Annotated in this window: 23 protein-coding genes; 13 read left to right on the top strand and 10 right to left on the bottom strand. The window is 69.9% G+C overall.

Features of this window, described 5'->3' with window-relative positions; genetic code table 11:
- Window positions 1-15 precede the first annotated feature (15 nt).
- The 3 genes from EOE66_RS16880 to EOE66_RS16870 form a co-directional block, all read right to left on the bottom strand.
- Complete coding sequence (locus EOE66_RS16880; RefSeq protein WP_128229901.1) at window positions 16-366, bottom strand: FmdB family zinc ribbon protein; 351 nt, start codon at window positions 364-366, stop codon at window positions 16-18.
- A gap of 76 nt (window positions 367-442) precedes the next feature.
- Window positions 443-1,996 (bottom strand): ubiquinone biosynthesis regulatory protein kinase UbiB, encoded by a 1,554-nt coding sequence (gene ubiB, locus EOE66_RS16875; protein ID WP_128229900.1) that lies wholly within the window; start codon window positions 1,994-1,996, stop codon window positions 443-445.
- A 19-nt stretch (window positions 1,997-2,015) separates the two neighbouring features.
- Window positions 2,016-2,546 (bottom strand): hypothetical protein, encoded by a 531-nt coding sequence (locus EOE66_RS16870; RefSeq protein ID WP_128229899.1) that lies wholly within the window; start codon window positions 2,544-2,546, stop codon window positions 2,016-2,018.
- Between the two features lie 209 nt (window positions 2,547-2,755).
- Here EOE66_RS16870 and EOE66_RS16865 point away from each other — a divergent pair, with 209 nt between their 5' ends.
- The 8 genes from EOE66_RS16865 to rfbC all read left to right on the top strand — a co-directional run bounded on the left by EOE66_RS16865 (window position 2,756) and on the right by rfbC (window position 11,516).
- Window positions 2,756-4,150 carry an undecaprenyl-phosphate glucose phosphotransferase gene (locus EOE66_RS16865; protein WP_128229898.1) on the top strand — a complete coding sequence of 465 codons (1,395 nt, stop codon included), beginning with the start codon at window positions 2,756-2,758 and terminating at the stop codon, window positions 4,148-4,150.
- An 87-nt stretch (window positions 4,151-4,237) separates the two neighbouring features.
- Window positions 4,238-5,512, top strand: coding sequence for a porin family protein (locus tag EOE66_RS16860; protein ID WP_128229897.1), 1,275 nt, complete (start codon window positions 4,238-4,240; stop codon window positions 5,510-5,512).
- A complete protein-coding gene (gene galE / locus EOE66_RS16855) occupies window positions 5,509-6,528 on the top strand; it encodes a UDP-glucose 4-epimerase GalE (RefSeq protein ID WP_128229896.1) in 1,020 nt (339 codons plus the stop codon). The genes EOE66_RS16860 and galE overlap by 4 nt, the downstream gene beginning before the upstream one ends.
- Window positions 6,525-7,967 carry a mannose-1-phosphate guanylyltransferase/mannose-6-phosphate isomerase gene (locus EOE66_RS16850; protein WP_245479079.1) on the top strand — a complete coding sequence of 481 codons (1,443 nt, stop codon included), beginning with the start codon at window positions 6,525-6,527 and terminating at the stop codon, window positions 7,965-7,967. The genes galE and EOE66_RS16850 overlap by 4 nt, the downstream gene beginning before the upstream one ends.
- A complete protein-coding gene (rfbB, locus tag EOE66_RS16845) occupies window positions 7,964-9,025 on the top strand; it encodes a dTDP-glucose 4,6-dehydratase (RefSeq protein WP_128229895.1) in 1,062 nt (353 codons plus the stop codon). Before EOE66_RS16850 ends, rfbB begins: the two co-directional genes overlap by 4 nt.
- Window positions 9,026-9,112: 87 nt before the next feature.
- Window positions 9,113-10,012 carry a dTDP-4-dehydrorhamnose reductase gene (gene rfbD / locus EOE66_RS16840; protein ID WP_128229894.1) on the top strand — a complete coding sequence of 300 codons (900 nt, stop codon included), beginning with the start codon at window positions 9,113-9,115 and terminating at the stop codon, window positions 10,010-10,012.
- 41 nt (window positions 10,013-10,053) lie between these two features.
- Window positions 10,054-10,935 carry a glucose-1-phosphate thymidylyltransferase RfbA gene (gene rfbA, locus EOE66_RS16835; RefSeq protein WP_128229893.1) on the top strand — a complete coding sequence of 294 codons (882 nt, stop codon included), beginning with the start codon at window positions 10,054-10,056 and terminating at the stop codon, window positions 10,933-10,935.
- 2 nt (window positions 10,936-10,937) lie between these two features.
- Complete coding sequence (rfbC, locus tag EOE66_RS16830) at window positions 10,938-11,516, top strand: dTDP-4-dehydrorhamnose 3,5-epimerase (RefSeq protein ID WP_128229892.1); 579 nt, start codon at window positions 10,938-10,940, stop codon at window positions 11,514-11,516.
- A 77-nt stretch (window positions 11,517-11,593) separates the two neighbouring features.
- Here the strand turns inward: rfbC and EOE66_RS16825 are convergent, their stop codons facing one another.
- Entirely contained in the window at window positions 11,594-11,806 is a 213-nt protein-coding gene (locus EOE66_RS16825) for a cold-shock protein (protein ID WP_054139510.1), read from the bottom strand.
- Window positions 11,807-12,110: 304 nt separating this feature from the next.
- On the opposite strand from EOE66_RS16825, the gene gmd reads away from it, so the two are divergent.
- The 5 genes from gmd to EOE66_RS16800 all read left to right on the top strand — a co-directional run bounded on the left by gmd (window position 12,111) and on the right by EOE66_RS16800 (window position 18,149).
- Window positions 12,111-13,226, top strand: coding sequence for a GDP-mannose 4,6-dehydratase (gene gmd / locus EOE66_RS16820; protein ID WP_128229891.1), 1,116 nt, complete (start codon window positions 12,111-12,113; stop codon window positions 13,224-13,226).
- Between the two features lie 8 nt (window positions 13,227-13,234).
- A complete protein-coding gene (locus EOE66_RS16815; protein WP_128229890.1) occupies window positions 13,235-14,221 on the top strand; it encodes a GDP-L-fucose synthase family protein in 987 nt (328 codons plus the stop codon).
- A gap of 10 nt (window positions 14,222-14,231) precedes the next feature.
- Entirely contained in the window at window positions 14,232-15,020 is a 789-nt protein-coding gene (locus EOE66_RS16810) for a WecB/TagA/CpsF family glycosyltransferase (RefSeq protein ID WP_128229889.1), read from the top strand.
- Window positions 15,017-16,222, top strand: coding sequence for a glycosyltransferase (locus EOE66_RS16805; protein WP_128229888.1), 1,206 nt, complete (start codon window positions 15,017-15,019; stop codon window positions 16,220-16,222). The genes EOE66_RS16810 and EOE66_RS16805 overlap by 4 nt, the downstream gene beginning before the upstream one ends.
- Before the next feature lie 169 nt (window positions 16,223-16,391).
- Entirely contained in the window at window positions 16,392-18,149 is a 1,758-nt protein-coding gene (locus EOE66_RS16800; RefSeq protein ID WP_128229887.1) for a right-handed parallel beta-helix repeat-containing protein, read from the top strand.
- 13 nt (window positions 18,150-18,162) lie between these two features.
- Here EOE66_RS16800 and EOE66_RS16795 read toward each other — a convergent pair whose 3' ends face one another.
- Genes EOE66_RS16795 through EOE66_RS16770 form a run of 6 tightly spaced genes read right to left on the bottom strand, consistent with a single transcriptional unit; the run spans window position 18,163 to window position 25,535 of the window.
- Window positions 18,163-18,918: an FkbM family methyltransferase gene (locus tag EOE66_RS16795; protein ID WP_128229886.1), complete on the bottom strand. Its 756-nt coding sequence runs from the start codon at window positions 18,916-18,918 to the stop codon at window positions 18,163-18,165.
- Between the two features lie 45 nt (window positions 18,919-18,963).
- On the bottom strand, window positions 18,964-20,436 hold the full coding sequence (locus tag EOE66_RS16790) for a lipopolysaccharide biosynthesis protein (RefSeq protein WP_128229885.1): 1,473 nt from the start codon (window positions 20,434-20,436) through the stop codon (window positions 18,964-18,966).
- A complete protein-coding gene (locus tag EOE66_RS16785; protein WP_128229884.1) occupies window positions 20,436-22,121 on the bottom strand; it encodes a right-handed parallel beta-helix repeat-containing protein in 1,686 nt (561 codons plus the stop codon). The genes EOE66_RS16790 and EOE66_RS16785 overlap by 1 nt, the downstream gene beginning before the upstream one ends.
- Window positions 22,118-22,945, bottom strand: coding sequence for a glycosyltransferase family 2 protein (locus EOE66_RS16780; protein WP_128229883.1), 828 nt, complete (start codon window positions 22,943-22,945; stop codon window positions 22,118-22,120). Before EOE66_RS16780 ends, EOE66_RS16785 begins: the two co-directional genes overlap by 4 nt.
- Window positions 22,945-24,261 (bottom strand): O-antigen ligase family protein, encoded by a 1,317-nt coding sequence (locus tag EOE66_RS16775; protein WP_128229882.1) that lies wholly within the window; start codon window positions 24,259-24,261, stop codon window positions 22,945-22,947. Before EOE66_RS16775 ends, EOE66_RS16780 begins: the two co-directional genes overlap by 1 nt.
- Complete coding sequence (locus tag EOE66_RS16770) at window positions 24,258-25,535, bottom strand: glycosyltransferase family 4 protein (protein WP_128229881.1); 1,278 nt, start codon at window positions 25,533-25,535, stop codon at window positions 24,258-24,260. The genes EOE66_RS16775 and EOE66_RS16770 overlap by 4 nt, the downstream gene beginning before the upstream one ends.
- Between the last annotated feature and the right edge of the window lie 4 nt (window positions 25,536-25,539).

Below are 25,539 nucleotides of genomic sequence, written 5' to 3'. Positions count from 1 at the left end.
AGCGGCAGCGCGGCATCAGGCAGCCGAACCGCTGCTGGACGACGGTGCCGGGGCCGGAGCCGCGGGAGCAGCGGCCGGCTTGCTGTCGGTGCTGGCCGCCGCCGGCGCAGGGGTGGCCACGGCCGGCGCACTGGTGCCGGGCACGCCCTCGGCCTTGGCCTCGGGTTTGGCCGCGCCGTTGTTGCCGCCGCGGAAATCGGTCACGTACCAGCCCGAACCCTTGAGCTGGAAGCCCGCGGCCGTCACTTGCTTGGCATAGGTGGCCGCACCACAGGCCGGGCACACGGTGAGCACCGGGTCCGACATCTTCTGCAGCACGTCCTGCGCGTGGCCGCAGCTGCTGCAGCGGTAGGCGTAGATGGGCATGGCTAAGCCGTTGATTCAAAAGGGGCGAATTGTAGTCGGCCGGGCCACGGCCGGCAGGCGCCGGGCCTCGGCCCGTTCAGCCGTGCCAGAGCGTGAAAAGCCGCACGACCAGGGCACCCGCCACGAAGCCGGCACCGGCCCACAGCACGGTCTGCAGCAGGCGGTTGGTGCGGCGCTGCTCGGCCAGCAAGGCGGCCAGCGTGGCGTTTTCGGTGGGGTCGGCGGCGTGCTGCAAGGCCTGGTGCACCAGGCGCGGCAGCTGCGGCAGCAGCTTGGTGTAGCCCGGCACCTCGCGCTCCAGCCGGCGCAGCAGGCCGCGCCAGCCCACCTGCTCGTTCATCCAGCGCTCCAGGAAGGGCTTGGCCGTCGTCCAGAGGTCGAGATCGGGGTCGAGGTCGCGGCCCAGGCCCTCGATGTTCAGCAGCGTCTTCTGCAGCAGCACCAGCTGCGGCTGGATCTGCACGTTGAAGCGGCGCGAGGTCTGGAACAGCCGCAGCAGCACCTGGCCCAGCGAGATCTCGCGCAGAGGGCGGTCGAACATCGGCTCGCAGACGGTGCGGATGGCGGCCTCCAGCGCATCCACGCGCGTCTCGCGCGGGACCCAGCCGCTTTCGATGTGCAACTCGGCGACTCGCTTGTAATCCCGTCTGAAGAAGGCAATGAAGTTGTAGGCCAGGTATTCCTTGTCGGTGTCGGTGAGCGTGCCGACGATGCCGAAGTCCAGCGCGATGTAGCGGCCGAAGGTGGAAGGGTCCAGGCTGACCTGGATGTTGCCCGGGTGCATGTCGGCGTGGAAGAAGCCGTCGCGGAAGACCTGGGTGAAGAAGATCGTGACGCCATCGCGCGCGAGCTTGGGGATGTCGACCCCGGCGGCGCGGATGCGCTCGATCTGGCTGATGGGCACGCCCTTCATGCGCTCCATCACCAGCACGCTGGCGGTGCACAGCTCCCACACCATCTCGGGCACCAGCACGAGATTCAGGCCCTTCATGTTGGTGCGCAGCTGGCTGGCGTTGGCGGCCTCGCGCACGAGGTCGAGCTCGTCGTGCAGGTGGCCGTCGAACTCGGCCACCACCTCGCGCAGCTTCAGGCGCCGCGCGTCGTGCGAGAGGCGCTCCACCCAGCGCGCCAGCAGGTGCAGCAGCGAGAGGTCCTGGTCGATGACCTTGAGCATGCCCGGGCGCAGCACCTTCACGGCCACCTCGCGGCCGTCCTTCAGCACCGCGAAGTGCACCTGCGCGATGGAGGCGCTGGCCACGGGCTCGACCTCGAAGCTGGCGAAGATCTCGTCGATGCGGCGGTTGAAGGCCTTTTCCACCAGCGCGCGCGAAGCCGCCGCCGGGAAAGGCGGCACGCGGTCCTGCAGGCGCGCCAGCTGGTCGGCCACGTCCAGCGGGATCAGGTCGCGCCGGGTGGACAGCACCTGGCCGAACTTGACGAAGATGGGGCCCAGGCGCTCCAGGCCCTGGCGCAGGCGTTCGCCGCGCGGCGCGTCGAGCCGGCGACCGATGGTGACGATACGCACCAGCGCGCGCACCCAGCGCTGGCGAAAGACCGAGAGCGCGACCTCGTCGAGCCCGAAACGCAGGACGGTGACCACGATGGTCACCAGCCGACCGAACTGCTTCATCGCTGCGGGTGCCGGGGGTTCAAGGGCCGCGCGAGCGCAGGCGCTGGCCGAGCTCGGCCAGGCTTTTCAGCCCGGTGCGCAAGGCGGCGGCCAGGCTGGTGCCGGCCTGCTGCAGGGTCTGCGCCGGCCCGGCGCCGAAGAGGCGCTCCAGGTCGGCTGCAACATCCCATCGCAAGTTCTGCAACAACCAGTTCACGTCGCCGGCCAGTTGCGCATCGCCTTCGATCTGCACTGGCGGCGGCGTGCCGCCCACGGTGCGGGCCAGCAGCAGCGCCGGGTTGGAGGCATCCAGGCGCACATGCAGGTCGGCCTGGGGCGCGCCTTCGAGGCCGCACCATTCCAGCAAGCCGGCCGGCGTGACGCGCCAAGCCAGGGCTGGCGCTGGCGGCAGCAGGCTGGGCCAGTTCTCCAGCGTCAGGCTGAGGGTGCGGCCGGCGTGCGGCCGCAACTTGTCGGTGGCCACGCTCTCGGCGCTGAGCACGTGGTTGAAGACCAGCGTGAGCCGTTCGACGAGGGCGGGCGCGAGCAGCGCTTGCAGACTGTGAAGCATTGCGCGATTGTAGGCAGGCCCCCCTGTTCACAGGGCGGCGCGGGCCCCGGCGCAGCCCGGGCGGCTCCGGGGCTTTGGGCCAGAATCCAACGATTGACGGATGGCGTTCCGCTGGCGCGGCGCCGGGGCCCCTGCTTTCATCCAGGGCCCCAGTCTGGCCCGCCCGGGCCCGGCGCCACCCGGCCCCCGGCCTCCCTGTCTGCCCCCCGATGTTCGAAGAACGAGGCTACAAGAGAACCTTCTACAGCGCGCCGCAGTCGGTGACATCGCTGGTCGCGGCCTTCCTCGAGCCGACGATCACCGTCGTCGTCTTCCTGCTCGTGTCGGCCTGGTTCGAGATCCCGATCGGGCGCTCGGACCTCACGCTGTGCCTGCTGGTCTTCGCCCTGACCTTTCCGGGCCGCAACCGTTTCTGGGACCGGCCGCTGAACTTCGCGGTCGACATCAGCACGTCGTGGATCAGCCTGCTCTCCATCCTGGCCCTGTGCGGCTACGCCACGCGAAGCCTGGGGCTGTTCGAGCCCGAGGTGCTGTTGTGGTGGGGGCTGATCACGCCGGCGCTGCAGTGGGTGGCTTTCTTCGTCGGCCGCAAGCTCCTGCGCCGCGCCGCCGCGCAGCCGCAGAACCGCCGAGCGGCCGTGGTGGTGGGCGCCGGTGCCCTGGGGGTGAAGGTCTCGCGCGCCTTCCAGGCCCGGGGCGACATCGGCCTGGCCTTCATGGGCTATTTCGACGACCGCGCCGACGACCGCGTCGACCCCGAAGCCGCCGGCCTGCGCCTGGGCACGCTCAAGCAGGTGGCACCCTACATCCGCGAGCACGGCGTGCACGAGGTCTACATCACGCTGCCGCTGGGCAGCCAGCCGCGCATCGTGGCACTGCTGGAAGAGGTGCAGGGCACCACGGCCAGCGTGTTCTTCGTGCCCGATGTCTTCGGCATCAGCATCATCCAGGGCCGGCTGCAGGACATGAACGGCGTGCCCGTGGTGGGCTTGTGCGAGACGCCCTTCACGGGCACCAACCGGCTGGTCAAGCGCCTGTCCGATGTGGTGCTGTCAGCCTTGATCCTGGTGCTGATCGCCCCGCTGCTGGGCCTGATCGCCATCGGCGTGAAGCTCAGTTCACCCGGGCCGGTCATCTTCCGCCAGCGGCGCAACGGGCTGGATGGCGAGGAGATCATCGTCTACAAGTTCCGCAGCATGCGCACGCAGGACAACGGCGCGGTGGTGCCCCAGGCCACCAAGGACGACCCGCGCATCACGCCCTTCGGTGCCTTCCTGCGCCGCAGTTCGCTGGACGAACTGCCGCAGTTCGTCAACGTGCTGCAGGGCCGCATGAGCATCGTCGGCCCGCGGCCGCATGCGGTGGCGCACAACGAGCAGTACCGCCAGCTCATCAAGGCCTACATGGTGCGCCACAAGGTCAAGCCCGGCATCACGGGCTGGGCACAAATCCACGGCCACCGCGGCGAGACCGACACCATCGAAAAGATGCAGGCCCGCGTGGAATACGATCTCGAATACCTGCGCAACTGGTCGCTCGGGCTCGATCTGCAGATCATTGCGCGCACCATCAAGCTGGTGTTCTTCGACCGCAACGCCTACTAGAAGACGGGCCCGCCGACTCGTGCTGCCAGCCGAGACACCGCGTGCACCACGACCCCACGGCCTTCGAGGCCAGGAGCGCCACCCCCGATGACCTGCCGCCGACATCAGCACCCCTCCGCGCCCGCGCCGCTGGCCGCTGCGCTGGCGCTGGTGCTGCCCTTGTGCTGCGGCAGCGCAGCGGCGCAGAACAGCCCCTGGTTCATCGGCGGCTCGCACAGCGTCACGCAGCAGGACAACGTCCTGGAGCTTGCGATAGGCCAGAACCCGCCGCCGGGCTTCGAGAAGGAAGACACCGTCTCGACCACCTCGCTGCTGGCCGGCTTCGACCAGCGCTTCGGGCGGCAGCGGGCCTACGGCAACGTGGCCCTGCGGGACACCCGCTACGACAACAACACCGTCTTCAACAACCGCGGCTACAGCGGCCGGGCCGGGCTCGACTGGTCGACGGCCGAACGCATCTCGGGTTCGGTCTCGGCCAACGCCTCGCGCAGCCTGCAGCGCTTCAATCCCTTCGAGATCGGCTTTCTCGGCGACAAGAACCTGGAGACCGTGCGGGCCGTCAACACGCGGGTCTCGGTGGGCCTGGTGACCACCTGGAGCTTCGAACTCAATGGCGGTCGCACCGAGGTGAAGAACTCGCTGGACCGGCGCGACGTGCAGTCCCGCAACTTCCTGCAAGACTCGGCTTCTCTGGGCCTGCAGTGGCGCCCGAGCAGCATCACCTTGCTGGGCGTGGCGGTGGGCGCATCGCGCGGGCGCTACCCGCAGTTCCGCGTGACGGCCGAGGGCTTCCAGGCCGACCGCTTCAGGCGCGACGACCTGCAGCTGACCGCGGCCTACCGCCCCTCCGGCGCCAGTTCTCTGGACTTGCGCCTGAGCAGCGGCAAGACGCGCTACGACCTCAACGAACGGCGTGACTTCTCGGGCGTCACCGGCAACGCCTCGTGGTCGTGGCAGCCCACCGGCAAGCTCTTCGTGCAGACGAGCTTCACGCGCGACACCGGCCAGGACAGCTACGCCACGGCCGTCTTCTTCCTGCCGGCCACGGCCGACTACAGCCGCAGCAACCGCACCTGGCGCGTGCAGGCCGACTATGCCGCCACGGGCAAGATCACGGTGACCACCTCGGTCATGCGCCACAGCCGCGACCTGGTGCGCACGACCGAGAACCCCTTCCTGCCCCTGACCGCGCGCGGCAAGGACGACATCGACTACTTCAACCTCGGCGTGCGCTGGTCGCCGCTGCGCAATGTGCAACTGGCCTGTGACCACGGCCAGGAGAAGCGCCGCGGTGTTGGTGAACTCGTGACCAATCTCGACATGCGCAGCTTCGGCTGCTCTGCCCAACTGCTGCTGCAATGAAACCTGCCGTTCTGCTGACGGGTGCCACCGGCTACATCGCCTCGCACACCTGGCTGGCCCTGCTGAAGGCCGGTTTCGACGTCGTCGGCGTCGACGATTTCTCCAACAGTTCGCCCGAGGTGCTGAAACGCCTGGAGGAACTGTCGGGCACGCGCCCGGTGTTCGAGCGGGCTGATGTCTGCGATGCTGCCGCGCTGGAGGCCGTCTTCCAGCGCCACCGCATCGACGCCACCGTGCACTTCGCGGCCTTCAAGGCCGTGGGCGAATCGACGCAGAAGCCGCTGGCCTACTACGCCAACAACATCGGCGGCCTGCTGAACGTGTGCCGCGTGATGCAGCAGCACGGCGTGCACCGCTTCGTCTTCAGCAGCAGTGCCACGGTCTACGGCGACCCGGCTTCGCTGCCCATCACCGAGAGCTTTCCGCTGTCGGCCACCAACCCCTACGGCCAGACCAAGCTGATTGGCGAAACCATCCTGCGCGACCTGGGTGCCGCCAACCCAGCCTGGCAGACGGGCTGCCTGCGCTACTTCAACCCCGTGGGTGCGCACGAAAGCGGCCGCATCGGCGAAGACCCGCGCGGCATCCCGAACAACCTCATGCCCTACGTGGCGCAGGTGGCGGTGGGCAGGCGCCCTTTCCTGCAGGTCTTCGGCAACGACTACCCCACGCCCGACGGCACCGGCGTGCGCGACTACATCCACGTCGACGATCTCGCCGCAGGCCACGTGGCTGCGCTGCGCCGCCTGCTGCAAGCGCCCGGCAGCTTCACGGTGAACCTGGGCACCGGGCGCGGCTACAGCGTGCTGGAAGTGCTGCAGGCCTACGCAAGGGCCTGCGGTCGCGATCTGGCGCACGAGGTGGTACCGCGCCGACCCGGCGACGTGGCCGCCTGCTATGCCGACCCCACACTCGCGCGTGAACTGCTGGGCTGGGAGGCCCGGCACGGCCTGGACCGCATGTGCGCCGACAGCTGGCGCTGGCAATCGATGAACCCGCAAGGATTTGAAGCATGAGCAAGATCAACGTTCAACCGGTGGTGATGGCTGGTGGCTCGGGCACGCGGCTGTGGCCGCTGTCGCGCGCCGGGTTCCCGAAGCAGTTCCTTGTGCTCTCTGGCAACACCAGCCTCTTCCAGCAGGCCGTGGCGCGGCTGGACGGGCTGGCCAACGACGCGCTGGCGGTGTCGTCGCCGGTGATCGTGGGCAACGAGGAACACCGCTTCCTCGTGCTGGACCAGTTGCGCGAGCTCAAGAGCGAGCCCGGCGCCGTGCTGCTGGAGCCTGCCGGCCGCAACACCGCACCGGCCGTGACGCTGGCCGCCCTGCAGGCGCTGGAAAGTGGCCTCGACCCCGTGCTGGTGGTGGCCTCGGCCGACCAGACCGTGACCGATGGCGAGGCCTACACCGCCGCCCTGCGCAGCGCCGTGGCCATGGCCGCCGAGGGCGCGATCACGGTGCTGGGCATCACGCCCGACCGGCCCGAAACCGGCTATGGCTACATCCGCGCTGAATCGCAAGTTGGTGGCGCGAGAGTGGCGCAGTTCGTCGAGAAACCCGACCTGGCCACCGCCGAGAAGTACGTCGCCAGCGGCGCCTACTTCTGGAATGCCGGCATGTTCGTGCTGAAGGCATCGGTGTGGATGGCGGCGCTGGACAAGTTCCGCCCCGACATCGCCAGCGCCTGCCGTGCGGCCTGGGCGGTGCGCAGCACCGACGCCAAGTTCGTGCGCCCGGGCAAGGCCGAGTTCCTGGCCGTGCCCAGCGAATCGGTGGACTACGCGGTGATGGAGAAGTGCCCCGGCGTGCTCGACATCCGCATGCAGGCCCTGGACGCCGGCTGGAACGACCTCGGCGCCTGGGAAGCCGTGTGGCAGGTGGCCCCGAAAGACGCCGCCGGCAATGCGCAAGTGGGCGACGCGATGGTCAGCGACAGCCGCAACACGCTGGTGCACGCCACCAGCCGGCTGGTGAGCGTGGTGGGCCTGGACGACGTGGTGGTGGTGGAGACACCCGACGCCGTGCTCGTGGCCAGCCGCGAGAAGAGCCAGGACGTCAAGAACATCGTCAACCAGCTCGGCCGCGAGCAGCGCGGCGAGCAGGTGCTGCACCGCAAGGTGCATCGCCCCTGGGGCTGGTACGACAGCATCGACCACGGCCCGCGCCACCAGGTCAAGCGCATCATGGTCAAGCCCGGCGCCAGCTTGAGCCTGCAGATGCACCACCACCGCGCCGAGCACTGGATCGTGGTCAGCGGCACCGCCGAGGTGACCAACGGCGAGAAGGTGATCATGCTCACCGAGAACCAGAGCACTTACATCCCGCTCGGCCAGACCCACCGCCTGGCCAACCCGGGCAAGGTGCCGCTGGAGATCATCGAGGTGCAGAGCGGCAGCTACCTGGGCGAAGACGACATCGTTCGGTTTGAAGACACTTACGGAAGGGTGGCGAGGTGACCCTCCTCGTCACCGGCGGTGCCGGCTTCATCGGCAGCAACTTCGTGCTGGACTGGCTCGGCCAGAGCGACGAGCGCGTGGTCAACCTCGACGCCCTCACCTACGCCGGCAACCTGCAGAACCTGGCCTCGCTGCAAGGCGATGCGCGCCATGTGTTCGTGCACGGCGACATCACCGACCGCGCGCTGATCGACCGCCTGCTGGCCGAGCACCGGCCGCGCGCCCTCGTGCACTTCGCGGCCGAGAGCCACGTCGACCGCAGCATCCACGGCCCCGGCGCCTTCATGAAGACCAACGTCGAGGGCACCTTCACGCTGCTGGAGGCGGCACGTGCGCACTGGAACGCGCTGCAGGGTGACGAGCAGTCGGCTTTCCGCTTCCACCACGTCAGCACCGACGAGGTCTACGGCAGCTTGGCGCCCGACGCGCCGGCCTTCACCGAAACGCACCCCTACGAGCCCAACAGCCCGTACAGCGCCAGCAAGGCCGCCAGCGACCACCTGGTGCGCGCCTGGCACCACACCTACGGCCTGCCGGTGCTCACCACCAACTGCAGCAACAACTACGGGCCCTACCATTTCCCGGAGAAGCTGATCCCGCTGATGATCGTCAACGCGCTGGCCGGCAAGCCGCTGCCCGTGTACGGCGACGGCCGGCAGATCCGCGACTGGCTCTACGTGGGCGACCACTGCAGCGCCATCCGAGCCGTGCTGGCTGGCGGCCGCGTCGGCGAGGTCTACAACATCGGTGGCTGGAACGAGCAGGCCAACATCGACATCGTGAACATCGTCTGTGGCCTGCTCGACGAGTTGCGCCCCGACCCGGCCGGCCCCTACGCGCGCCTGATCACCTACGTGAAAGACCGCCCCGGCCACGACCGCCGCTACGCCATCGACGCGCGCAAGATCGAGCGTGAACTGGGCTGGCGCCCGGCGGAAACCTTCGCCACCGGCATCCGCAAGACCGTGCAGTGGTACCTGGCGCATGCCGACTGGGTGGCCAACGTGCAAAGCGGCAGCTATCGCGACTGGCTCTCGCAGAACTACGCCGCGCGATGAAGCCGCAGACCGAGCGCCGGGCCGCCCCAAGCCGGTCTGCATCCCCTCGGGGGATCGTCCGGCGTACCCGTCGGAAGAGGGGCTGACATGAACATCCTGCTGCTGGGCAAGAACGGCCAGGTCGGCTGGGAACTGCAGCGTTCCCTCGCGCCGCTGGGCGATGTCGTGGCCTGTGACTTCGACAGCCCGGGCGACCTGAAGGCCGACTTCTCGCAACCCGAGAGCCTGCGCGCGCTGGTGCGTGCGGTGCGGCCGCAGATCATCGTCAACGCCGCGGCGCACACGGCCGTGGACAAGGCCGAGAGCGAGCCCGAGCTGGCACGCGCGCTCAACGCCACCGCGCCCGGCGTGGTGGCCGAAGAAGCCGCCGCGCTGGGTGCCACGCTGGTGCACTACAGCACCGACTACGTCTTCGACGGCAGCGGCACTGAGCCACGTGACGAAAGCGCCCCCACGGCGCCGCTCAGCGTCTACGGCCGCACCAAGCTGGAGGGTGAAGAACTGGTTCGCCAGAGCGGCTGCACCCACCTGATCCTGCGCACGAGCTGGGTGTACGCCGCGCGCGGCGGCAACTTCGCCCGCACCATGCTGCGCCTGGCGGCTGAGCGCGAGAGCCTGAAGGTCATCAGCGACCAGATCGGCGCGCCCACCGGAGCCGACCTGCTCGCAGACGTCACGGCACTGGCCTTGCAACGCCTGCAGGCAGACCCCGAGTTGGCAGGCACCTACCACTGCGTGGCCGGCGGCGAGACCAGCTGGCACGGCTATGCGCGGCACGTCATCGCTTGGGCGCACGCGCATGGGCAAGCGCTGAAGACGCTGCCCGAAGCCGTGCACGCCATCCCCACCAGCGAGTACCCCACGCCGGCGCAGCGCCCGTTGAATTCGCGCCTGTCCACCGCGCGCCTGAAGGCGGCCTTCGGCCTGCACCTGCCGCACTGGCAAGCAGGCGTGGACCGCATGCTGACCGAGATCAGCGGTCGCTGAGAATGCCGCGGGCCGCCCGCGCGGCCTCCTGAGGAGACTTCATGCAACGCAAGGGCATCATCCTGGCCGGCGGCTCCGGCACCCGGCTGCACCCGGCCACGCTGGCCATCAGCAAACAGCTGCTGCCGGTGTACGACAAGCCGATGGTCTACTACCCGCTCAGCACTTTGATGCTGGCCGGCATGCGCGAAGTGCTGGTCATCAGCACGCCGCAGGACACGCCGCGTTTCCAGGCGCTGCTGGGCGACGGCAGCCGCTGGGGCATGCAGCTGAGCTACTGCGTGCAGCCCAGCCCCGACGGCCTGGCGCAGGCCTTCATCCTGGGCCGCGAGTTCCTGGCCGGTGCCCCCAGCGCGCTGGTGCTGGGCGACAACATCTTCTACGGCCATGACTTCGCCCCGCTGCTGGCGCGCGCCCACGCGCGCACCGAGGGCGCCACCGTCTTCGCCTACCACGTGCACGACCCCGAGCGTTACGGCGTGGTGGAGTTCGATGCCCACAAGCGTGCGCTGAGCATCGAGGAGAAGCCCAAGGTCCCGAAGAGCAACTACGCCGTCACGGGCCTGTACTTCTACGACGCACAGGTCTGCGACATCGCCGCGTCCATCCAGCCCAGCGCACGCGGCGAACTCGAGATCACCACCGTCAACGAGCGCTACCTGCAGCAAGGCCAGCTCGACGTGGAGATCATGGGCCGGGGCTACGCCTGGCTGGACACCGGCACCCACGACAGCCTGATGGAAGCCGGCCAGTTCATCGCCACGCTGGAGAAGCGCCAGGGCCTGAAGGTGGCTTGCCCTGAAGAGATCGCCTACCGCAGCGGCTGGATCGACGCCGCGCAGCTCGAAGCGCTGGCCGCGCCGATGCTGAAGAACAGCTACGGCCAGTACCTCATGCGCGTGCTGCGCGAGAAGGTGTTCTGACGATGAAGCTCATCCCTACCGACCTGCCCGGCGTCGTCATCGTCGAGCCGGCCGTCTTCACCGACGAACGCGGCTGGTTCAGCGAGAGCTTCAACGAACCGCGTTTCCACGCCGCGCTGGCGGGCCTGGGCCTGCCGGCGCCCCGCGCCTTCTTGCAGGACAACCACTCGTGCAGCCACGCTGGCGTGCTGCGCGGCCTGCACTACCAGCTGCCTCCGCATGCGCAGGGCAAGCTGGTGCGCGTGGTGAAGGGGGCCGCCTTTGACGTGGCGGTGGACATCCGCGCAGGCTCGCCCCACTTCGGCCGCTGGACCGGCGTGCTGCTGAACGCCGAGAACAAGCGCCAGCTCTGGGTGCCCGAGGGTTTTGCGCACGGCTTCGTCTCATTGGAAGACGACACGCACTTCCTCTACAAGACCACCGACGTCTACGCCAAGGACTGCGAGCGCAGCATCCGCTACGACGACCCGGCCATCGGCGTGCAGTGGCCGCTGCCGCCCGGGGTGGCAGCCGCGCTGTTGGCGGCCAAGGACGCGGCCGCGCCGCTGTTGGCCCAGGCCGACCTGCCCCCTTTGCGCTGACACGCGGAAAGCAGCGCCCTGAAACGAAAAAACCGCAGCCAAGGCTGCGGTTTCTCAGGGGGCCGAGGTCCGGTCGATCAGATCGACTTGATGCCAGCGGCCTGGGGGCCCTTCTGGCCTTGCTTCACTTCGAATTCCACTTTCTGGCCTTCGGCCAGGCTGCGGAAGCCGCCAGTGCTCTGGATTTCGCTGAAGTGGGCGAAGAGATCCTTGCCACCACCGTCGGGGGTGATGAAGCCGAAGCCCTTGCCGTCGTCGAACCACTTCACGATGCCGGTTTGCGTAGTCATGCTGAATTTCCTTTCACGGTTGCTGCGCAGCACACGCTGACGCAGTGCAGATGCGGCCAAGAAGATCACCGATCAAGAAATCCGCCGAAACCTGCATCGCCTGTGAAGGCTGTTCAGGGCACACCGAACACTGTCTCAAAAAACTGTCTTGCTCAAATCTACCGGGCTAATGTAACCCCAATCGGACAATCACCCCCGAACCCCCTTCGAACGCGAGATGCGCGAAGCGCTGGCGGTGATATCTTCCCGCGTCCTCTCGCGGCCCGCCCCGGGCCCCACACCGCCTCACTCCCTGTCCTCGCGCATGACCAAGATCGCACTCATCACCGGCGTCACCGGCCAGGACGGCGCCTACCTCGCCGAGTTGCTGCTCTCCAAGGGCTACGAGGTGCACGGCATCAAGCGCCGCTCGTCCCTGTTCAACACCGACCGTGTCGATCACCTCTACCAGGACCCCCACGTCGACAACGCCCGCTTCAAGCTGCACTACGGCGATCTCACCGACAGCACCAACCTCATCCGCATCGTGCAGGAGGTGCAGCCCGACGAGATCTACAACCTCGGCGCGATGAGCCACGTGGCGGTGAGCTTCGAGCAGCCCGAGTACACCGCCGACGCCGACGGCCTGGGCACGCTGCGCCTGCTGGAGGCCATCCGCATCCTGGGCCTGCAGAAGAAGACCCGCTTCTACCAGGCCAGCACCTCCGAGCTCTACGGCCTGGTGCAGGAGATCCCTCAGAAGGAGACCACGCCCTTCTACCCGCGCAGCCCCTACGCGGTGGCCAAGCTGTACGCCTACTGGATCACGGTGAACTACCGCGAGGCCTACGGCATGTACGCCTGCAACGGCGTGCTCTTCAACCACGAGAGCCCGCTGCGCGGCGAGACCTTTGTCACGCGCAAGATCACGCGCGCCATCGCGCGCATCGCGCTTGGCCTGCAGGACTGCCTGTACCTGGGCAACCTCTCGGCCCTGCGCGACTGGGGCCATGCGCGCGATTACGTCGAGATGCAGTGGCTGATGCTGCAGCAAGAGGTGGCTGAAGACTTCGTCATCGCCACCGGCGTGCAGTACAGCGTGCGCCAGTTCGTCGAGTTCGCGGCGGCCGAGCTCGGCATCACGCTGGCCTTCAGCGGCGAAGGCGACCAGGAGATCGCCACCGTGGTGAAGGTGGCGGGCAACCGCGCCAAGTGCAAGCCGGGTGAGGTGATCGTGCGCGTGGACCCGCGCTACTACCGCCCCACCGAGGTGGAGACGCTGCTGGGCGACCCCACCAAGGCCAAAGACAAGCTCGGCTGGGTGCCCAAGACCACGCTGCCCGAGCTGGTGAAGGAGATGGTGGAGGCCGACTACACCAGCGCCAAGCGCGACAGCCTCGTGAAGCTGGCCGGCTTCCAGGCCTACGACCACCACGAGTGAGCGGGCCGATGCAGAAAGATGCCCGCATCTACGTGGCCGGCCACCGCGGCCTGGTCGGCAGCGCCATCGTGCGCCGGCTGCAGGCCGCCGGCCACACCGGCCTGATCCTGCGCACGCACGCCGAGCTCGACCTCACCGACGAGGCCGCCACGCGCGCCTTCTTCGAGAAGGAGCAACCCGAATACGTGTTCCTGGCGGCGGCCAAGGTGGGCGGCATCGTCGCCAACAACAGCTACCCGGCGCAGTTCATCCGCGAGAACCTGGCCATCCAGACGAACGTGATCCACAGCGCCTACCTCAGCGGCGTGCAGCGCCTGCTCTTCCTGGGCAGCAGCTGCATCTACCCGAAGCTGGCGCCGCAGCCCATGCGCGAGCGCGACCTGCTCACCGGCCCGCTGGAGCCGACGAACCGGCCCTACGCGCTGGCAAAGATCGCCGGTGTGGAGATGTGCTGGAGCTACAACCGGCAGTACGGCACGAAGTACCTGGCGGCCATGCCCACCAACCTGTACGGCCCAGGCGACAACTACCACCCGACCAACAGCCACGTCATCCCGGCGCTGCTGCGCAAGTTCCACGAGGCCAAGGCCCATGGCGCGCCGCAGGTCACGGTGTGGGGCACGGGCACGCCGCGGCGCGAGTTCCTCTTCAGCGACGACATGGCCGACGCCTGCGTCTACCTGATGCAGTTGCCCGACGAGCGCTACACCGCGCTGCTGGGCAGCGACGAGAGCGTCACGGGCCGCTTCGAGCCGCCGCTGGTGAACATCGGCGTGGGTGAAGACGTGACCATCGCCGAACTCGCGGCGCTGGTGGCCAAGGTGGTGGGCTATGCCGGCGGCATCGTCTACGACACCAGCAAGCCCGACGGCACGCCGCGCAAGCTGATGGACGTGGGCCTGATGAAGGCCGCCGGCTGGCAGGCACGCACGCCACTGGAAGACGGACTGCGCGTCGCCTACGCCGAGTTCGCAGCGCAGAACCCGGCCGGCTGACCCCCGACGGATGGCCCTGCCCTTGGAGCCTGCCCTGCGCGCCGAAGCAGGCCGCCAGCGGCGCCCCGTGCTGGGGGCGCCCATCGACGTGGTCAGCGCTGCCGCGGCACGCGCGCGCATCGCCACCTGGGCGGCGCAGCGCGAGAGCCGCGTGGTCTGCATCTGCAACGTGCACTCGGTGGTGACCGCGCGCCAAGACCCGGCCTTTCACGCCGCCATCGAACAGGCCGACCTGGCCACACCCGACGGCGCGCCGGTGGCCTGGATGCTGCGCCAGCTGGGTGCCGCGGGCCAGGCGCGCGTGAGCGGCCCCGACCTCATGGCCGACTACCTGCACGAAGCCGCCGCGCGCGGCGAGGCCGTGTTCCTCTACGGCAGCACCGAGGCCACCTTGCAGGCGCTGCAGAAGTTGCTGCCCCTGCGCCACCCCGGCCTGCGCATCGCCGGGGCGATCTCGCCGCCCTTCCGGCCGCTCACGCCCGAGGAAGACGAAGCCCACGTGCGCGCCATCAACGCCAGCGGCGCCGGCACCGTGTGGGTGAGCCTGGGCTGCCCGAAGCAAGAGCTGTGGATGGCCGCGCACCGCGGCCGTGTGCAGGCGGTGATGCTGGGCGTGGGCGCGGCCTTCGATTTCCACGCCGGCACCGTGGCCCGCGCCCCGGCCTGGATGCGTGAGCACGGCCTCGAGTGGCTGCACCGCCTGGCCAGCGAGCCGCGCCGCCTGTGGCGCCGCTACCTGGTGACGAACACGCTCTTCGTGTGGGGGGCGCTGCGCCAGTTGCTCGGCGCGCGGGCATGAGGGACCACGCAAGCACACCACCAGCACGCGTGCTGCTGGTGCACAACGCCTACCAGCAGCGGGGCGGCGAAGACGCGGTGGTGGAGGCCGAAGCCGCGCTGCTGCGCGAAAACGGCCACGAGGTCACGCTCTACAGCCGCCACAACGACGAGGTGGCCGGCCTCTCGCGCCTGGCACTGGCCCGCGACACGCTGTGGTCGCCACGCACCGGGTGCGACCTGCAGGCGCTCATCGGCCAGCACCGGCCCGAGGTCGTGCACGTGCACAACAGCTTTCCGCTGGTCTCGCCCTCGGTCTACTGGGCCGCGGCACGCGCCGGGCTGCCGGTGGTGCAGACGCTGCACAACTTCCGCCTGCTCTGCCCGCAGGCGCTGCTGCTGCGCGAAGGGCGCATCTGCGAAGACTGCGTCGGCCGCGTACCCTGGCGCGCGGTGCAGCACGGCTGCTACCGCGGCTCGGCCGTGCAGAGCGCGGCCGTGGCCGGCATGCTGCAGTTGCACCGCGGGCTGGGCACCTGGCAGCGAAAGGTCACGCTCTACATCGCGCTCAACGCCTTCTGCCGCGACAAGTTCATCGAAGGTGGCCTGCCGGCCGAGCGCATCCGCATCAAGCCGAACTTCGTCGACCTGCCGGCGCCGGCACCGCAGCCGCGCGAGGGCTTTCTGTTCGTCGGCCGCTTCTCGCTGGAGAAGGGCCTGGCCGTGCTGGCGCAGGCCCTCGCGCTGGCGCCGCCCGGCACTGCCGTGCACGCGGCCGGCAGCGGCCCCGACGCCCACCTGCTCGAAGGCGCCCCCGGCGTGCACCCGCTGGGGCCGCTGCCACCGGCCGCGGTGTACGCGCAGATGGCGCGGCGGCGTGCGCTGGTGCTGCCCAGCATCTGGTACGAGAACTTCCCCCGCACGCTGGTGGAGGCTTTTGCCAACGGCCTGCCCGTCATCGCCAGCCGGCTGGGCGCGATGGCCACGCTGGTGGATGACGGCGTCACGGGCCTGCTGTTCCAGCCCGGTGATGCGGCCGACCTGGCCGCCAAGCTGGCCTGGGCCGACGCCCACCCGGCCGAGATGCAGCGCATGGGCGACAACGCCCGCCGCCACTACGAGGCCGAACTCACCGGCCCGGCCAACCTGCGGCAGCTGCGGGCGCTGTACGGCGAAGCCATCGCGCTGCGGGGCTCAGACCCGCCCGCGCCAGGCAAGCCGTAACAGCGCGAGCGCTGTGCTTACAACTCGCCCTTCAGGCACGGGGCGCGGCGGCCGAAGATCCCCTTGATCCTTCGAGCCTGGGAACGGCGCCTCTTCAGAGCGCCCGCCCCGCGCGCCCTTCCGAGCCCGGCCCGAGGCCCACTGCCTTGCGCGACCCTGCACCCCCCGCATGAAACGCACGCCCTCCCAGCGCCGCCCTGTCCTCATCCTGTGCTGCACCGCCGCACTGGTCCTCGCTGGCTGCGGCGGCGGTGGCGGTGGCGCCGACACCGGCCAGGAACGCAGCGGCATCGCCGGCACGCCGGCCCCGCTGGCGCCCATGCCCGCACCGGCGCCCGCGCCCGCGGCCCCCGACCCCGCAGACGCGCCCTACCTGCGACGCGTCACCGTCGACCCCAGCCACACGAACGCCAGCGACACCGGCGCCGGCACCGCGGCCCAGCCCTACCGCAGCATCGGTGCAGCGCTGGCCCGCCTGCAGCCGGGCGACGACATCGTCATCGCCGCCGGCACCTACCGCGAGGCCATCGTGGTGCCCACGCTCACCGGCGCCACCGCCCCCACGCGCTTGCGAGCCGCCACGCCACGCAGCGTCACGGTCAAGGGCTCGGTCGAGGTGAGCGGCTGGGCGCTGGTGAGCCCCGGCGTCTACGCCGTGCCCTGGGCGGGTGAAGAGCCGCAGCAGGTCTTCCTGGCCGGCCAGGCGCTGCAGCAGATCGGCGGCACCGTGTTCGGTGGCTACCCCACCACGCCGCCGCCCGATCTGGCCGGCCTGCACGCCTCGGAAGGCGGCATCTGGCCGGGCCGCGTGCCCGGTGGGGTGGCGCAACTCGTGCCCAACAGCTTCACCTACGACGCCACCGGCCGGCGCATCGTCGTGCGCGTGAGCCAGGCATTGACCAGCACGCAGGCGCTGGAAGTGAGCACGCTGCGCCACGTGTTCCAGGCGGAAGCCGCGGCCCGGCTCACGGTGGAAGGGCTGGACTTCGCGCATGCCAACACCAGCACCACCTACCGCCAGGGCGCGGTGAAGCTGCAGGGCCAGACGAGTGCTTTGCGCGACATCCGCGTGCGTGACATGGACGGCGCCTGCGTGCAACTCGTCGGCAACGACCTGGGCCTGCACGATTCGGTGGTCGATGGCTGCGGGCAGGTTGGCCTGTCGGGCCGCGGCGAACGCATGGTGGTGCAAGGCAACCGCATCACGCGCGCCAACCTGCGCGGCTTCAACAAGTGGTGGGAAGCCGGCGGCATGAAGCTGATCGGCACCGGCGACGTGCGCGACGCCGTCATCCGCAACAACGTCGTCGTCCACAACGAAGGTGACGGCATCTGGATCGACTGGAAGAACAGCGGCAACCTCATCGAGGCCAACACGGTGGCCTACAACACCGGCTTCGGCATCCACTACGAGGCCAGCCGCACGGGCACCATCCGGGGCAACGTGGTCTACGGCAACGGCCTGCGCGGCATCTACCTGATGGAGTCTTCGGGCAGCACGGTGCAGGGCAATGCGGTGTTCGGCAACACGATGGAAGGCATCGCAGTGGTGGACGGCACGCGCTCGGCCACCGACCCCGAGCTCTCGCCGCTGAACAACCGCGTGACGGGCAACGCCGTGGCCTGGAACGACGACCAGCGCAACTGGGTGCAGCTGGTGCTGCCGGGCCTGCGCTACGGCTCGGTGTCCGACGGCAACGTGTTCAAGAGCGAGCAACTGGGTCCGCGCATGGCGATGGGCTTCCCGAGCGCCACCGCACCGGCCTACGAGAGCCTGCAAGACTGGCGCAATGCCACGCAGCAAGACCTGGCTTCGGTGGCCGAGCGTGTGGCTCTGCCCGAGGCCTTGCGCAGCGCGCTTCAGGCCCGCCGGCTGCTGGACAGCACCGAACTGCCGGCCTTCCTGCGCAACCCCGGCCAGCCCTGAGGCCGCGCCGCGGCTACATCGCGCGCGCGGGCATCAGGTCGGCCCGCACGAGGATGCAGTCGATCTCCACCAGCCGCGGAAAGTGCCCGGCGTTGTTGGGCACGAAGGCGCTGAGCTCGAAACCCAGGTCTTCGTAGGTGCGCAGCGCGTCGCGGTAGTCGACCGAGTTGTCGTAGAGCTTGCGCACCGCCAGTTCGCTCTGCATGCCCACGAAGCGCTGCAGGCCCTGCCGCCCGGCAGCGCTGACGATGCGCACGTCCATGCCCTGGGTGTCGAGCTTGAGGAAGGGGCGCTGGAAGCCCAGCGCCGCCTGCAGCCGGGCCAGCGCCTCGAGCACCGTTTCCGTGCGCACCGGCACCTGGCGCTGCACGCGGTTGTCGCGCTCGAAACCCTGCACGTCGTCATGGCGCGGCGCGCTGAGCGAGCTGAACTGCGTGTCGGCCATGATGTTGAAAATCTGCTCGCCCGTGGTGTCGGACAGCGCCAGTTCCTCCACCTGCCACAGCGGGTCGCCCTGTGCCAGGCGGCGCACGGCCGCAGCGGCCTCGGGGATGGGCTCGAAGGACACGATGCGCCCCCGGTAGCCGGCCTGCTGGCGCAGCATCCGGGCGTACTGCCCCTGGTTGGCGCCGACATCGAACACGCAGTCCACCTGCAGGGCCGCGAGCAGCTTCTTCAGGTGCGTCTGCTCCCACACCTCGTAGAAGCGGCGTTGGTCGACCCAGCGCCCGTGTTTCAGGCGCCGCAGCGGTTCTTTCCAGTCCCACATCCTTGCTGTCCTTCTTGATACTCGATCGTCGCGTCGCGCCGCGCCTCAGGCGGCACGGCCGCGCAGGGCCTGGAAATCGGCCCGCAGGCGGCCGGGCCCCCACATCAGGCCGGCAAAGGCCGCCAGGAACAACGGTGCGCCCCACCACAGCGGCTGCCCCGCCAGCCACAGCCCCGAGGCCAGGGGCAGGCCCACGGCCAAGGCCAGGCCCAGCGGCCGCGTCATCACCTGCACCGCCAGTGGTGCCCCTGCACCACCACCGGCAGCCGGCAAGGCCAGCAGGTACATGAGCAGCATCTGCAGCAGCACATAGGCGGCGTACGAGGCCACCATGGCCTGCAGGCCGAGCCGGGGCGCCAGCCCGAAGGCCAGCGCCAGCGAGACCAGCGCGTTGGTACAGGCGCCCAGGGCCAGCAGCCGCGTCTGCCCGCGCGACATCGCGAAGGACATGACGATGGTGTAGTGCAGGGCCAGCAGGCTCAGCAGCCAAAACGCCAGCGGCAGGGCCAGCGTGCGGTAGGCGCTGCCCACGTACAGCTCCAGCAACTGCGCGCTGCCAAAGGCCAGGGGCACCAGCACCACCACATGGCCGGCCAGCAGCACGCGGCTGCCCTGTTGCAGCACCAGGCGCAGGCGCGCGTGGTCGGCGGCAGCGTCGAGCCGCGCCACCGCCGGGTAGGCCACGTTCATCGCGCCCGTGAGCATGAGCGTGGCGAAGCCCGCCACCTGCTGCATGACGCGGAAGTCGGTCACCGTCTCCAGGCCGTCGGCGCGGGCCAGGAGGATGGGGCGGAAGTGGTTGGCAGCCATGTCGGCCAGCGTCATCAGCAGCAGCCACAGCGTGCCGCCCAGCAGCGGGCTGAAGAGGGCCCAGTCGCGGGAGAGCCCGAAGCCCAGGCCGGGCACCAGCTGGCAGGCGCGGCGCGCGCGCAGCCACATCGGCAGCAGCGGCGGCACCAGCACCAGCGCGAAGTAGGTGACGAGGTCCAGCCGAAACCACAGCGTGGCGCCCAGCACCAGCAGCGTGCCCGCGGTGGCCAGCAGGTTGTAGGCCTCGTCGCGCCCCACCTGCTGCGAGGCGTGCAGCACCTGCCGGTAGACCGTGCCCGCCCAGGTGAGCAGGCTGGAGACACCCAGGCTCAGCATCATCCAGAAGAAGGCCTGCGCCTGCGCGGCCTCCAGCTTGAACCAGCGCTCTGCAAACACCCCCACGATCAGCACCGCGGCCAGGTTGAGCAGCCCGATGCCGACATACACCGAAGTGGCCACGCGCGCCAGGCGCAGCACCGCGCCGGTGTCGCCGGCCACGAGGTGGTCGCTGAAGCGCCGCACGACGTTGGCGCTGATGCTGAAGTCGGCCAGCGTGAGAAAGACGTGCAGCGAGAAGGCCAGCGCCATCAGGCCGAAGTCTTCACGGCCGAAGTAGCCCAGCACGATGGGCACGGTGAGGAAACGCACCCCGCCTTCGATGAGGCGGCTGGCGGTCACGAGGATGAAATTGCGGGCGACCGTGCGCATCAGCGCGGCAGTGCAGGCGGGGCGGGCGGGGCCGGCAGACTCAGCGCGGGCAGCGCGGTCTGCAGCAGTTCACGCAAGGCCTGCGGGCGCAGCAGGCGCTGCTCGCGCAGGGCCGCCAGCAGCGCCGCCGGCGGTGGCGCCACGAGCTCGCGCGACTGCAGGTCGAAGCCGCTGCGCTGCCGCCAGCTGGCCAGCCCGCGGGCGGGGCGGTTGGTGAGGCCCGACCAGCCCTGCACGAGCGCCGGCGCGCGCTCGGCCAGGAACAGGTTGCCTTCGCTGTGGTTGTTCATCTCGGGCAGCGCGAGCATCAGCTCGATGTCCTTGTTCCAGCCCACCACGTTGCCGGTGACGCGGTTGTTGCGCGGCTTCATCTGCGGCCGCTGGGCCGAACGCTCGCCATCGGCCACGACGATGCCTTCCAGCCCGTTGGCCACCACCACGTTGCCTTCCACGCGCGTGTCGGAACTCTCGAAGACGTAGATGCCGCGCTGGCCGTTGCCGTAGGACGCATTGCCGTCGATCCAGCCCGTGCTGGACGCTTCGTAGTGGATGCCGAAGCCGGTGTTGAAGGCCGCCGTGTTGCCGCTGATGCGGATGCCGGTGTTCTCCCAGTCGATCCAGAGGCCGTCGCCGCGGTTGAAGGCCACCACGTTGTCGCGGAACACCGAATCGTGCAGACCGTCGTCGCCGATGATCTTGATGCCGCCGGCCTCCCACCACTTGTTGAAGCCGCGCAGGTTGTTGTTCAGGATGCTGTTGCGCGCGATGGTGAGCTGTCGGCCGCGGGCGTTCAGGCCCATCTGGCCGCTGTCCTCGATCACCGAATCCAGCAATTGGCTGCCGGTGCCGAAGAGCTGCAGGCCCACGGCGTCCATGCGCCGGATGTGCAGGCCCTGCAGCACGTTGTGGTTGCCGAAGACCTTCACCGCGCCCTGGCGCGCCAGGCTGGAGGTGTTGGCGTTTTCGAAGCGCAGGCCCTCCACGCGCAGCCGGTGGGCGGCCTCGGCCAAGAAGACATAGGGGCGGGTGCTCACCTCCACCGCCGTGGCCGGCGTGTTGCCGGGGGCCTGGCCTTCAGCCAGGCGCAGGTGCAGCGTCTGGGTGGCGGCTTCGTAGAAAAAATCGCCAGGCTGCAGGCTGCGCAGGTCGCCTGGCACGCGGCCCAGCCAGATGCCGCCTTCGCTGCGGTGCGTGTCGGCCAGTTCGTGGCCGGGGCGCTCGGGGTAGCCGCCGAACACCGTGCCGGCAATCTGCCGCAGCGGCCGGCCTCCGAAGTAGACCTGCGAGGGCTCCGTCCGCCCCCGCCAATCCACACTGAAGCGCCCGGCACCGCCGGGGCGCCAGCCCTCGATGGGGTCGGCGCCGCTGATCACGGCCCGCCCAGGCTCGCGGGCGCGGATCACCGTCACCAGCTCACCGCCGGGCGGCAGGCGCGGCACCACCACCAGTTCGCGGTAGACACCCTCGCCCACCACGACCTCGTCGCCGGGCTTCAGGCGCCGCATCGCTTCACCCAGGGTCTTCAGCGGTGCGCCGGCGTGGCCGGCATTGCGGTCGTGGGCCGTGGGCGCCTGCGCCTCCACCACCCACACCGCCGCTCTGGCGGGCCCGCAGGCCCAGGCCCAGCAGGCCGCGCCGATGCAGGCCGCAGCCCGCAGCCAGCCGGCCCCAGTTGCCGGCTTCACTTCGTGATCTCCAGCGCCTGCAGCCAGGGCTTGCAGGCCGCGGGCACGCTGGCGGTGTAGCCGCCGCTGGCCGCCTTCAGGCTCCAGCGCAGGCCGCGAGCGGCCGCACGCAGCGGCCAGCGCGGCAGGGCGGCCAGGGTCGGTGCCTCGCGTTGGCGCAGGGCCTCGTCTTCCTTGCGGCCGGCCGGCTTGAGGGCGCGTGTCTTCTGCTCGGGGTAGTAGCGCATGCAGCTCAGGTACTGCGCCACGTGGTGCGGCCGGCTGACGCGCGCGAAACGCAGCCAGAGGTCGGCATCCATCGCCAGGTTCCAGTCGCGCTGCAGGCCGCCCACGCGCTCGTACAGCGATCGGCGCCAGAACACCGAGGGCTGCGCGAGGTAGTTGTGGTCGAAGAGAAAGACGGTGCGGCTCCAGCCCATCTCCTTCTTGGCGCGCAGCGGCAGGCCCTGCGCGTCGATCCAGAGCGCATCGCCGTAGAGCCAGTCGACCTCGGGGTGTCGGGCGAAGAAGTCGGCCACGGTGTCCAGCGCGCCGGGCAGCAGCAGGTCGTCAGAGCACAACCAGCCCTGGATGTCGCCCGTGCTGCGCGCAAAACCCTTGATGAGCGCATCGGTCTGGCCGCGGTCGCGTTCGCTCACCCACCAGGCCAGCCGGTCGGCGTGGGCCGCGATCAGTTCGGCAGAACCGTCGGTGGAAGCGCCGTCGACGACGATGTACTCCAGCGCCGGGTAGCCCTGCTCCAGCACCGAGCGCATCGTGGCGCCGAGAAAGCGCCCCTGCTGGTAGGAGCAGGTGACGAGGCTGATGCGCGGCAGCGCGCCCATCAGGCGGCCCTGCGGCGGCGCGCAGCCGCCATCAGCCAACGCCAGCCCGCCCGCAGCAGCGCCCAGCGCGAGAACTGCAGGTGCCGCGGCACGAGGTGCTGCACCGGCGCGGGGGCGGCCAGCGGCGCCACGAGCTGGCGGTGCAGCGCCCACATCACGCCAGCGGCCCCCCACATCCAGTAGGCGTGCACCGGGTTGATCATGGGCGGGTTGACGGCATAGGTGATCAAGGCGCCCAGCTGCACGAGCCCCAGCACGAAGAGCCAGCGCCAGGCCCGGTTGGGGTCGCCCGCGGGTGCTGCTGCGAGCTGGCGTGCCGCCGCCATCGAGATGCTGAACAGCCGCCACACCGTCAGCCCCCACAGCGTGAAGGCGATCAGGCCGCCGTGGGCGAGCAGGTCGAGGATGTCGCTGTGCGTGGGCAGCGTCTGCACGCGCGTGGCCACGCGGTAGAGCTCGAAATACACCACCGAAGAATCGGTGAAACCGGTGCCCCAGAGCGGAGACTCGAGAAAGCGGCGCCAGGCGATGCCGTACATCTCGGTGCGGTACTGCACGTTGCCCGAGGGCAGTTCGGTGCGGTTGGTCCACCACAGCCAGAACAGCGCGGCCACGCCGAGCAGCAGCACGGGCAGCAGGAAGTACACCGCCGCCACCACGCCCATGCGGTTGTGGCGCCGCAGCAGGCGCTGGATCCACACCAGGCCGCAGCAGGCCAGCACCGCCAGCAGGATCAGGAAGGTGGTGTTCTTGAACGAGAACAGGCAGGCGAACATGGCCGCGAAGCCGAGCAGCAGACGCCACAGCTTCACGGGGCGCGCCACCAGCAGGTAGGCGCCCAGCGGCACGGCCACGAAGATCTCTTCGTGGAACACGTGCAGGTCGGCGAACAGCACCACCATCATGCCCAGCACGGTGAGCACGTGCGCCGCCGCCAGCCCCTGCATGAAGCCCACCGGGTGCCGGCTGGCACGCACGGCCACGGCCAGCAGCGGCAGGAAGAACATGCCCAGGCCCATGCCCAGGAAGCTCTCGCGGATGCTGTCGGCAAAACGTGCGTAGGCGCTGCCCAGGGTGATGAAGAAGGCCAGCAGGATGATCGGCCACCAGTCGTGCAGCACCTCCGAGAAGGCCAGGCGCAGGCGCCGCGGATCGGTGAGCGCACGCCCCACGAGGTGGAAGGCCAGGCTGCCGAACCCCAGCGCGATCAGCGGCCACTTCGCGATGGTGGCCTTGGTCAACGCGCCGCCGAAGAAGGGGTCGATCAGCAGGAAGCCGGCGAAGGTGGTGGCCAGGACGATGATGGTTTCGGTCATGCCGGGCTCCGGGGGGCGGTCAGCAGTTGGCGGTAGAGGTCGACATGGCGCTGGGCCTGGCGCCCGAGCTCCAGCTGGTCTTCGGCGTGGCGGCGTGCACGCTCGCACAGCGCGTGCCAGCGGCCTGCGGTCTCGTCCAGGCACCAGGCGATGCCGGCGGCCAGGTCGGCGGTGTCGAAGGGCCGGGCCAGCCAGCCGTGCTGCTGGTGCGCGATGAGATCGGGCATGCCGCCGATGTCGAAGGCCACGCAGGGCACGCCGCAGGCCAGCGCCTCGGCCACGGTGTTGGGCAGGTTCTCCTGGCGGCTGGGCGCCACGAAGACATCGCAGGCGGCGTACAGCAGCGCCAGGGCCACGTCGTCGTGCAGGTGGCCGAAGTGGTAGGCCGGCAGCCCGTGCAGCGTTTCCTGGCGCGGCGGGTTCGAGCCGAAGACCACCAGCGCCAGCGAGTCCTGCTGGCCGGGCTGCGCGGCCAGACGCGCCAGCGCTTCCTGCAGCAGGTCGTAGCCCTTGCGGCGGTCGCTGCCCGGGTTCAGCGCCCCGAACAGCACCAGCCGGCGGTCGGCCGGCAGGCCCAGCGCGTGCCGCGCGAAGGCCCGGTCCAACGGCTTGTAGCGCTGCAGGTCCAGGCCGTTGGCCAGCACCTCGATGCGGCGGCTGGCGAACAGGCGGCTGCGGCGGGCTTCGGCGGCCATCCAGCGGCTGGGTGCGATGACGGTGAGATCCAGCCCCTGCCACTGCCGTTGCTTGGCGGCGTGCCGGCGCGCAGACAGGTCGCCGGGCCCGCGCTGTTGCAGCAGCGGGCAGTTGCCGCAACCCTGGGTGTGACGGCCGCAGCCCTCGTCATACTGGCAGCCGCCGGTGAAGGCCCACATGTCGTGCAGCGTCCACACCACCGGCATGCGCAGCGCACCGACATCGGCCACGCTCAGGAAGCCGGCGTTGGTCCAGTGCAGGTGGGTGATGTCGGGCGTGCCCGCCGCCGCCATCGTCGGCCAGCGGCGTGGCAACCAGCTGGCCGAGAACTTCTCGGGCGAGCCGCCGGCGCGCCGCACGGGCAGGCTGTCCAGGCCGCTGCGCACGCGGCTGAAGCTGCGCTGCGCCGCGCCCTCCGGGCCCACCGTGGCCGGGTGCGGCAGGCTCTGCGTCTGCACGAAAAGGCGCGCGTCATGTCCCAGGCCGCGCAGCCCGTCGCGCAGGCGCGAGGCGGCCACGGCCGCGCCACCAGTGCGGTCGTGGGCGCTGGCCAAGGTCAGGCGCAAGGCGGCTTCCATGACC

The organism is Rubrivivax rivuli (genome assembly GCF_004016505.1).
GTDB classification, from domain to species: domain Bacteria; phylum Pseudomonadota; class Gammaproteobacteria; order Burkholderiales; family Burkholderiaceae_C; genus Rubrivivax; species Rubrivivax rivuli.
Note: the sequence above shows the minus strand (reverse complement) of the source record. Positions and strands in the feature narration are given on the sequence as shown.

Bases quoted from the DNA above. Each gene is read 5' to 3' on its own strand.
- EOE66_RS16880 (WP_128229901.1), bottom strand. From the start codon at position 366: ATGCCCATCTACGCCTACCGCTGCAGCAGCTGCGGCCACGCGCAGGAC.
- ubiB (WP_128229900.1), bottom strand. From the start codon at position 1,996: ATGAAGCAGTTCGGTCGGCTGGTGACCATCGTGGTCACCGTCCTGCGT.
- EOE66_RS16870 (WP_128229899.1), bottom strand. From the start codon at position 2,546: ATGCTTCACAGTCTGCAAGCGCTGCTCGCGCCCGCCCTCGTCGAACGG.
- EOE66_RS16865 (WP_128229898.1), top strand. From the start codon at position 2,756: ATGTTCGAAGAACGAGGCTACAAGAGAACCTTCTACAGCGCGCCGCAG.
- EOE66_RS16860 (WP_128229897.1), top strand. From the start codon at position 4,238: ATGACCTGCCGCCGACATCAGCACCCCTCCGCGCCCGCGCCGCTGGCC.
- galE (WP_128229896.1), top strand. From the start codon at position 5,509: ATGAAACCTGCCGTTCTGCTGACGGGTGCCACCGGCTACATCGCCTCG.
- EOE66_RS16850 (WP_245479079.1), top strand. From the start codon at position 6,525: ATGAGCAAGATCAACGTTCAACCGGTGGTGATGGCTGGTGGCTCGGGC.
- rfbD (WP_128229894.1), top strand. From the start codon at position 9,113: ATGAACATCCTGCTGCTGGGCAAGAACGGCCAGGTCGGCTGGGAACTG.
- rfbA (WP_128229893.1), top strand. From the start codon at position 10,054: ATGCAACGCAAGGGCATCATCCTGGCCGGCGGCTCCGGCACCCGGCTG.
- rfbC (WP_128229892.1), top strand. From the start codon at position 10,938: ATGAAGCTCATCCCTACCGACCTGCCCGGCGTCGTCATCGTCGAGCCG.
- EOE66_RS16825 (WP_054139510.1), bottom strand. From the start codon at position 11,806: ATGACTACGCAAACCGGCATCGTGAAGTGGTTCGACGACGGCAAGGGC.
- gmd (WP_128229891.1), top strand. From the start codon at position 12,111: ATGACCAAGATCGCACTCATCACCGGCGTCACCGGCCAGGACGGCGCC.
- EOE66_RS16815 (WP_128229890.1), top strand. From the start codon at position 13,235: ATGCAGAAAGATGCCCGCATCTACGTGGCCGGCCACCGCGGCCTGGTC.
- EOE66_RS16810 (WP_128229889.1), top strand. From the start codon at position 14,232: ATGGCCCTGCCCTTGGAGCCTGCCCTGCGCGCCGAAGCAGGCCGCCAG.
- EOE66_RS16805 (WP_128229888.1), top strand. From the start codon at position 15,017: ATGAGGGACCACGCAAGCACACCACCAGCACGCGTGCTGCTGGTGCAC.
- EOE66_RS16800 (WP_128229887.1), top strand. From the start codon at position 16,392: ATGAAACGCACGCCCTCCCAGCGCCGCCCTGTCCTCATCCTGTGCTGC.
- EOE66_RS16795 (WP_128229886.1), bottom strand. From the start codon at position 18,918: ATGTGGGACTGGAAAGAACCGCTGCGGCGCCTGAAACACGGGCGCTGG.
- EOE66_RS16790 (WP_128229885.1), bottom strand. From the start codon at position 20,436: ATGCGCACGGTCGCCCGCAATTTCATCCTCGTGACCGCCAGCCGCCTC.
- EOE66_RS16780 (WP_128229883.1), bottom strand. From the start codon at position 22,945: ATGGGCGCGCTGCCGCGCATCAGCCTCGTCACCTGCTCCTACCAGCAG.
- EOE66_RS16775 (WP_128229882.1), bottom strand. From the start codon at position 24,261: ATGACCGAAACCATCATCGTCCTGGCCACCACCTTCGCCGGCTTCCTG.
- EOE66_RS16770 (WP_128229881.1), bottom strand. From the start codon at position 25,535: ATGGAAGCCGCCTTGCGCCTGACCTTGGCCAGCGCCCACGACCGCACT.